This window comes from Jatrophihabitans sp. (assembly GCF_046262535.1).
GTDB lineage: Bacteria > Actinomycetota > Actinomycetes > Mycobacteriales > Jatrophihabitantaceae > Jatrophihabitans.
Genome location: NZ_JBHEMO010000137.1, coordinates 24980 through 31223 on the forward strand (window position 1 = coordinate 24980; position 6244 = coordinate 31223).

Annotated in this window: 7 protein-coding genes; 5 read left to right on the forward strand and 2 right to left on the reverse strand. The window is 70.4% G+C overall.

Annotated features, from left to right (window positions below):
- Positions 1-32: 32 nt before the first annotated feature.
- The 3 genes from malQ to ABR571_RS18060 are packed head-to-tail and all read left to right on the forward strand — an operon-like array spanning position 33 to position 3276.
- Positions 33-1937: a 4-alpha-glucanotransferase gene (malQ, locus tag ABR571_RS18050; protein WP_409454596.1), complete on the forward strand. Its 1905-nt coding sequence runs from the start codon at positions 33-35 to the stop codon at positions 1935-1937.
- Positions 1928-2920, forward strand: coding sequence for an NAD-dependent epimerase/dehydratase family protein (locus ABR571_RS18055; protein WP_409454597.1), 993 nt, complete (start codon positions 1928-1930; stop codon positions 2918-2920). Before malQ ends, ABR571_RS18055 begins: the two co-directional genes overlap by 10 nt.
- Positions 2917-3276 (forward strand): DUF1622 domain-containing protein, encoded by a 360-nt coding sequence (locus ABR571_RS18060; protein WP_409454598.1) that lies wholly within the window; start codon positions 2917-2919, stop codon positions 3274-3276. The genes ABR571_RS18055 and ABR571_RS18060 overlap by 4 nt, the downstream gene beginning before the upstream one ends.
- A gap of 11 nt (positions 3277-3287) precedes the next feature.
- On the opposite strand, the gene msrB is transcribed toward ABR571_RS18060, so the two are convergent.
- Complete coding sequence (gene msrB / locus ABR571_RS18065; RefSeq protein ID WP_409454599.1) at positions 3288-3716, reverse strand: peptide-methionine (R)-S-oxide reductase MsrB; 429 nt, start codon at positions 3714-3716, stop codon at positions 3288-3290.
- Positions 3717-3768: 52 nt separating this feature from the next.
- Positions 3769-4023, reverse strand: coding sequence for a hypothetical protein (locus ABR571_RS18070; protein WP_409454600.1), 255 nt, complete (start codon positions 4021-4023; stop codon positions 3769-3771).
- Between the two features lie 39 nt (positions 4024-4062).
- On the opposite strand from ABR571_RS18070, the gene ligD reads away from it, so the two are divergent.
- Positions 4063-5136 (forward strand): non-homologous end-joining DNA ligase, encoded by a 1074-nt coding sequence (gene ligD / locus ABR571_RS18075; RefSeq protein ID WP_409454601.1) that lies wholly within the window; start codon positions 4063-4065, stop codon positions 5134-5136.
- A gap of 39 nt (positions 5137-5175) precedes the next feature.
- Positions 5176-6225: a helix-turn-helix transcriptional regulator gene (locus ABR571_RS18080; RefSeq protein ID WP_409454602.1), complete on the forward strand. Its 1050-nt coding sequence runs from the start codon at positions 5176-5178 to the stop codon at positions 6223-6225.
- Positions 6226-6244: the final 19 nt, after the last annotated feature.

Below are 6244 nucleotides of genomic sequence, written 5' to 3' on the forward strand. Positions count from 1 at the left end.
ATCTGTTTGGGTAAAGGGACGAGGTGGTGGGCATGACCGGCGACGCCGATGATCAGCGCCTCGGTATCCAGCGCAATTACCTGGACAACGCCGACGAGCCCGCCCGACTGAGCGACGAAACCGTCGCGGCGTTGCGGTCGGCACTCGGGGAACCGGCCCCCGAGGTCGCTGCCCGAGCACCAGTGTTCGTCCATCCCGGCGAGCGGTTTCCGGCCGACCTCGGTGCCCTTCACGGAATCGAGCTCGCCGACGGCACGCAGCTCGAGGTCGATGCGTCCGCCCCGCTCGACGTGCCGCTCGGCTATCACCGGTTGGTCACTGCCGCCGGAGAGCGCCGGCTCGTCGTGTCGCCGGGCGCCTGCGTCCTGCCCGCTCGACGCCAGTGGGGCTGGACCGCCCAGCTGTACGCGACCCGGTCGCGCGCCAGCTGGGGGATCGGTGACCTGGGCGACCTGTCGCAGCTCACCGCCCTGGCCCGCGAGCAGGGCGCGGGCTTCGTGCTGGTCAACCCGCTGCACGCCGGCGGCTCGACCTCCACCGCGATCCCGCAGGAGCCGAGCCCGTACTTCCCGTCGAGCCGGCGGTTCTTCAATCCGCTGTTCCTGGCCGTCGGCCACGTGGACGGTGCGGCCGCGGTGCTCGGCGGCCGGCTCGAGCAGCTCGCCGCCGAGGGGCGCGCGCTGAATTCGGACCGCCGCATCGACCGGGACGCGGTCTGGCGGATCAAGCGCGAGGCGCTGCGCGAGGTGTTCGACCGCACGCTGGCGGCGGGGTCGCCGGACTTCGCCGCGTGGCGGCGGTCGCGGGGGGCAGCGGTGGACCAGTTCGCCGCCTGGTCGGTGCTGTCCGAGCGGTACGGGGCCGGCTGGCAATCGTGGCCCGACGGAGCCCGGCGACCGGACGGCCCTCTTGTGACCGCCGTGTACGACGAAGCGCCGGGGGAGGTCGCCTTCGTGGCCTGGTTGCAATGGCTGGCCGAGAAGCAGCTGCGCGCCGCCGGGCAGGCCGTCAAGGTGCTGCAGGACCTGCCGATCGGCGTGGACCCGCAGGGCGCCGACGCCTGGGCCTACCAGGACGCCCTGGCGCTCGGCGTCACCGTGGGGGCGCCACCGGATCCGTTCAACCGCGGGGGCCAGAACTGGGGACTGCCACCGTTCGTGCCGTGGCGCCTGCGCGAGCTGGACTACGAGCCGTTCATCGAGGCGATCCGGGCGACGATGGCGCTCGCGGGCGGCCTGCGCATCGACCACGTGATGGGGCTGTTCCGGCTGTGGTGGGTGCCCGAGGGGATGCCGGCCGACCAGGGCGGCTACGTGCGCTACCCGTCGTCGGACCTACTCGACATCCTCGCGCTGGAAAGCGTGCGGTCCGGCGCCCAGGTCGTCGGTGAGGACCTCGGCACCGTCGAGCCCGGGGTGCGCCAAGAGCTGGCCCGCCGCAACGTCTTGTCCTACCGGCTGCTGTGGTTCGAGGAGGACCCGCCCGCGCAGTGGCCGGCCGGTTCGCTCGCCGCGGTCGGCACGCACGACCTGCCGACGGTCGCGGGGCTCTGGGACGGCAGCGACCTGGCCGACCAGCAGGCGTCCGGGCTGGACGCCGACGTCGCCGCGACCGAACGGCTGCGCGAACTGCTCGTCGAACGCGCGGGGGTGGCTCCCGACGCCTCGGCGGCGCAGGCCGTGGTCGGGGCCTACCGGCTGTTGGCCGAGGCCCCGTCGCTGTTGCTGGCGGCCAGCCTGGACGACGCGCTGAGCGAGCCGATCCGGCCCAACATGCCGGGCACCACGGAACGAGCGAATTGGAGCATGGCGCTGTCGACGCCGCTCGAGGAGTTCGCCGCCCATCCCGGCGTCACGGCGGTGGCCGAGCAGCTGGGTTTGGCGGAGGCGTCGGACCGGGTACCCGCTGCGAAGCAGAAGGGAACGACATGGCACTGACCGTCGCGGTAACCGGACCGACCGGGGAGATCGGGATCTCGGCCGTGGACGCGCTGGAGCGCGATCCGTCGGTTGAACGGATTCTCGGCATGGCTCGCCGCCCCTTCGACCCGTCGGCCCACGGCTGGGCGAAGACGGAGTACCGGCAGGGGGACATCCTCGACGCCGACGCGGTCCGGGAATTCGTCGCCCAGGCCGACGTGGTCGTCCACCTCGCCTACCTGATCATGGGCTCGCGCGAGGAGAGCCGTCGGATCAACCTCGAAGGCACGCGCAACGTGTTCGAGGCGACGGCGGCGGCCGACCGGCCTTCCCGGTTGGTGTACACCTCGTCGGTCGCGGCCTACGGCTACCACTCGGACAACCCGGTGCCGCTGACCGAGGACGTCCCGGCCCGCGGCTCCAAGGAGCACTACTACAGCGAGCAGAAGGCCGAGTGCGAGGCGCTGCTCCACGAGGTCACCGACGGCTCCGGCCTCGAGGTCTACGTCCTGCGTCCGTGCATCGTCGCCGGTCCCAAGGCGCCCGCACTGGCCGACTCGATGCCGTGGCGGCAGCTGCGGGACAAGATGCCGGCCCGGTTGCGCGGCGTCACCGGGCTCCTGCAGGGCGTGCTCCCGCTCATGCCCGACCCCGGTGTGCCGGTGCAGCTGGTGCACCACGACGACGTGGCATCGGCGATCGCACTCGCCGCGGTCGGCGCCGGCGAGCCCGGCGCCTACAACCTGGGCGGCGACGGCGACGTGTCGCTCAGCGACGTCGCGCGCGCCACCGGGACCCGGTCGATCCCGATCCCGTCGGCGGCGGCGACGGCCGCGTCGGCCGCCTTGGCGCGGCTACCCATGGTGCCCTCCGCCGCCGAGTGGATCCACATCGCGCGGACGTCGGTCGTCATGGACACGACCCGGGCCAAGACCAAGCTCGGCTGGCAGCCGGCCTACACCAGCCGGCAGACGCTCGACGCCCTGGCCACGAGCCTGTGAGCTTCAGCGCCGTCATCGAGCAGGTCGGCAAGGTCGTCGACGGTGCCGGCGTCGGGGTGATGATCCTCGGTGCGCTCGGCGCCACCGTGCTCGCCGGGTACCGGCTTCAGCAGCGGCAGGGCGACACCTATCGCCTGTACCGTCGTCAGCTCGGTCGGTCGATCCTGCTCGGTCTGGAACTGCTCGTCGCCGCCGACATCATTCGGACGGTCGCCGTCACCCCCACCGTCCGCAGCGTGGCGGTCCTCGCCGGCATCGTGCTGATCCGAACGTTCCTCAGCTTCTCACTGGAGCTGGAGATCACCGGCCGATGGCCGTGGCAGAAGCCCGACGGGCCATCGCCTGCCGCCTCCTGAGTGCCTGACCCTCAGGCCGGCCCGTCTTCGAAGGTCAGCGAGATCGAATTGATGCAGTACCGGAGGTCCGTCGGCGTTCCGTAACCCTCGCCGGAGAAGACGTGGCCGAGGTGGCTGTGGCAGTTCGCGCACAGGACCTCGGTGCGGGCCATGCCCCAGCTGCGGTCGGTGTTCTCGATGACGCGCTCGCCGGCCAGCGGGGTGAAGAAGCTCGGCCATCCGCAGTGCGAGTCGAACTTGTGCTCGCTGCGGAACAGTTCGGTGCCGCACGCGCGGCAGCGGTAGGTGCCAACGCGGTGGTTGTCGGTGTACTCACCGACGAAGGCCGGCTCGGTCCCGGCCTCCCGCAGTACCTGGTACTCGGCCGGCGTCAATTGAGCGCGCCACTCCTCGTCGGACTTGACGACCTGAGCCGGCGGGATGTCCTGGGTCTTCCTCATGCCCTCGACGGTACCGACCGCCGGGAGGGGCAGTTCTTACCGAAGGCGGACGTCACCACAACTGGAAGATGCCGACCGCTTCGTAGATGATCGCGATCGTCGTGCCGATGAGGATCAGCCATACGACGACCTTCGCTGCGGTGCGCCGCGGCCCGCTCATCCGCGCAAGACCTGAGCCGAACGCGGCCAGGTTCTGCAGCTCGCCCTCGACGGTGTTCGGGTTGGCGGTGCGGCCCCAGGCACCGTCGACGTAGGGGGCGCCGTCGGGCGGCTCCTCGCCGTCGTCCTCGCGCTCGCCGGTCCGCACCCGCCCACTGTAGAACCCGCGCGCGCTAGCGTTTGCTGCATGCCGTCGCCCAGCACGGAGATCGAGATCGGGCCGCACACCGTGCGGATCAGCAACCCGGACCGCGTCTACTTCTCCGCCCGCGGCGAGACCAAGCTCGATCTCGTGAATTACTACCTGTCCGTGGGCCCGGGCATCGTCCGGGCGCTGCGCGAGCGGCCCTGCATGCTGCACCGCTATCCCGACGGCGTGGACGGCCAGAAGATCTATCAGAAGCGGCTCCCCAAGGGTGCGCCCGAGTGGGTCGAGACGGTCGAGGTCCGGTTTCCGTCCGGCCGCACCGCCGACGAGCTGTGCGTCACCGAGCTGGCGGCCGTGGCCTGGGCGGTGCAGATGTCGACGGTCGAGTTCCACCCGTGGCACTCGCGCCGGGCTGACACCGAGAAGCCGGACGAGCTGCGGATCGATCTCGATCCGGGGCCCGGGGTCGGCCTGGCCGAGTGCAAGCAGGTGGCCACTGTGGTGCACGAGGTGCTCACCGAACTCGGCGCGGTCGGCTGGCCGAAGACGTCAGGCAGCAAGGGCGTGCACATCTACGTCCGGATCGAGCCTAGGTTCGGCTTCCGCGAGGTCCGCCGCGCCGCCCTCGCCTTCGCCCGCGAGGTGGAACGGCGCGCCGATTCGCTGGTCACCACCGCTTGGTGGAAAGAGGAACGCGGCGAGGGCAAGGTGTTCCTCGACTACAACCAGAACGCGAGGGACCGGACCATCGCCTCGGCGTACTCCGTGCGGGGCAGGCCGTGGGGCCCGGTGTCGGCGCCGGTGACGTGGGACGAATTGCCCGACGTCGAGATGGAGGACTTCACCATCGCGACGATGCCCGCGCGCTTCGCCTCCCTCGGCGATCTGCACGAGGGCATCGACGACGCCGTGTGGACGATCGAGCCGCTGCTGGAGTGGGGCGAGCGGGACGAGACCGACCGGGGGTTGGGCGACGCCCCCTACCCGCCCAATTTCCCCAAACAGGAGGGCGAACCGCCGCGGGTCCAGCCGTCCCGGATGAACAAGGCGAACTGGGCCGATCCACCAGCGTCGCCGGATCGCGGCGCCGGCACATCGTCGCCGAACGGGTGACTCACAGCCGGCGACCCCGAGCAAGGATAGGTTTGCTGGGTGGACAGCCAGGCCACATCGCCACACCGCGCCTCCGCCGGTGCGAGCGCCGGTGAGATTGCGCGCATCGCGGCCGAGGTCCTCGGACCGATCCCGTTTCCGGCCCTGGTGCTCGAGGTACCTTCGCAGCGCATCGTCGCGTCGAGTCCGGCTGCCAGTCAGCTGATCAGCCCCGGTGGCGACATGATCGTCGGGCAACTGTTCGAGGACTTCATGGCCGACAGTCCCGCGCTGGGCAGTGACCTGTTCGCCGGCGGACGGCTCAACGGCGTTGAGGTGTCACGGATCCTGCGCCGGCCGCACCGCGAGGACACCAAGGTCCGGATGTGGATTCGCTCGTTCGAGGACCATCCCGCGAGCATGTTCGTCGTGGTGGTCCTGGTGGCCGAGGACCTCTTTGCGGCCGAGGGGGACAACGATGAATGGCGCGAAGCGCCGGCGGTCGTGGGCATGGCTGACTCAAGCCTGTTGATCGAGCGCATCAGCGGTGACGCCGAGGTACTCTTCGGCGTTCCCGTCGCCGACCTGCTCGGCCGCTCACTTCTCTCACTGGTCGATCATGACGCGGTGCCGCGGTGTCTCTCCGCGTTGGGGGAGGCCTCGGCCAGCCAGAACGGTGTCACCCTGCACCTCGACATCCGCAGCGATTCCGCCAAGCCGCGGCTGCGCTGCGAGGTCTTGTTCCTTCCGCTCGAGCCGTCGCCGAGTGTGTCCTTCGTGTTCCTGCCGATACCGCACGACGAACAGGTCGGTCTGCAGTCCACCAATCTGTCCGCGATGTTGCTGCGCCTCGGTCGTGGCGCCGAGGTTGCGCAGCTGGCCGGCACACTGTTCCGAGGGGTCTCGAGCACCGATGTACCGGGTTTGAACACCCTCACGACGCGTGAGTTGGAGGTCGTCGCTCGGCTGTTGAGCGGGGACCGTCCACCGTCCATCGCCGAAGACTTGTTCCTGAGCCAGAGCACGGTTCGCAATCACCTGGGTTCGGTCTACGCCAAGCTCGGCGTCACCTCCCAGCAGGACCTTCTCAAGTTGCTGCGGTCCCACTGACACGAAGGCGCTTCGCCTA

Coding starts and splice junctions, on each gene's coding strand:
- ABR571_RS18055 (WP_409454597.1), top strand. CDS start 1,928: ATGGCACTGACCGTCGCGGTAACCGGACCGACCGGGGAGATCGGGATC.
- malQ (WP_409454596.1), top strand. CDS start 33: ATGACCGGCGACGCCGATGATCAGCGCCTCGGTATCCAGCGCAATTAC.
- ligD (WP_409454601.1), top strand. CDS start 4,063: ATGCCGTCGCCCAGCACGGAGATCGAGATCGGGCCGCACACCGTGCGG.
- msrB (WP_409454599.1), bottom strand. CDS start 3,716: ATGAGGAAGACCCAGGACATCCCGCCGGCTCAGGTCGTCAAGTCCGAC.